Source organism: Nocardia sp. NPDC060220 (genome assembly GCF_042727815.1).
Classification (GTDB): domain Bacteria; phylum Actinomycetota; class Actinomycetes; order Mycobacteriales; family Mycobacteriaceae; genus Nocardia.
Genome location: NZ_JBHWZY010001350.1, coordinates 1 through 1,152, shown reverse-complemented (window position 1 = coordinate 1,152; position 1,152 = coordinate 1). Strand labels below are relative to the sequence as shown.

The following is a 1,152-nucleotide window of genomic DNA, read 5'->3' as shown; positions in this document are numbered from 1 at the left end:
ATTCCCTCCCTCGATTTACGACGCCATGATCGAAATGTCACCGATGTCTCCACAACACTTGCGCGACCGTCCAGGCGATATTCGAACCCTGCGGGCGTGACAGTCGAAACCTACGGTCGAACCGCAGGGTTTCCGACGCGATCTTGTGACCTCTGAATATCGCGTGCAATGGTGATTCCAGCCCGGCCGGAGAAACACGGTGGCCGCGGTTTTCCCGGAGTCCGCTCCGGTACGTGTACGGAACGAGAGGTGTCACAGCGATGTCAGAAGTCCTGGACCTGGTCGAACAGGTCGAGCAGCTCACCGAACGACTCGAGACGCTCGAGGCCGTCCGCGCGCTGAACACCTTGCGTCACGACCTACCCCGCTACATCAACGAGGGCAGATGGGACCAGGTCGGCGAACTGTTCAGTGCCGACGCCTATCTCGACTACCGCCATCTGGGCCAAGCCGACGGTCGAGCCGCCATCCAGGCGTACTTCGCCGGGCTGCCGCAGCTCATCGAGGACAACAGCCCGGCGGGTCAGGTGCTGGTCAAGCAGTTCCTGCACGGGCACGACGTGGAGATCCTCGGCGATCGCGCCACCGGAGTGTCGTTCTTCGAGGAGAAGGTCGTCTTCGACACCGAAAGCTCGTTCGTGGCAGGCAAGTTCACCGACGAGTACGTCCGTGAGGGCGGCCGGTGGCGGTTCACCCGGATCGCCCTCGACCTGTACTGGGTCATCCCGTACTCGCGCGGCTGGCAGCAGTAGCCGACGTTCGACAACAGAGAGGCTCGTCATGCTCCAGAAGAACACGACCAAGCGCATCGGGTACTGGCTGCTGCACCTGCACCAGCAGTTCGACGTCGCCACCGGCGCGCTGCTGCACGAGCAGAAGCTCACCCGCCGGGACTGGCAGATCCTGCACGCCCTGCAGATCGGTCTGAGCAGCGTCGCCGAACTCGACGCGGCGTTCGATCCGTTCCTGGTCTCCGACGGCGCCCAGACCTACCAACCGATCGTCGACGACTTCGTCGGCCGCGGCTGGGTCGAGATCTCCGGCGCGACGCTGCGACTCACCGCCGCGGGCGAGACGGCGCACGAGCGCGCCGAAGCGCTGGTGAACGCCCATGCCGACGAATCGCTGCGTGGCATCACCGAGGAGGAATTC

The 1,152-nt window shown here is 64.2% G+C and carries 2 protein-coding genes; both read left to right on the top strand.

The features are described from left to right. Positions 1-260 precede the first annotated feature (260 nt). Positions 261-752, top strand: coding sequence for a nuclear transport factor 2 family protein (locus tag ACFWF3_RS36690; protein WP_379318830.1), 492 nt, complete (start codon positions 261-263; stop codon positions 750-752). 28 nt (positions 753-780) lie between these two features. Continuing rightward, positions 781-1,152: hypothetical protein (locus ACFWF3_RS36685; protein ID WP_379318828.1), on the top strand; the 372-nt coding region annotated here is incomplete at its 3' end.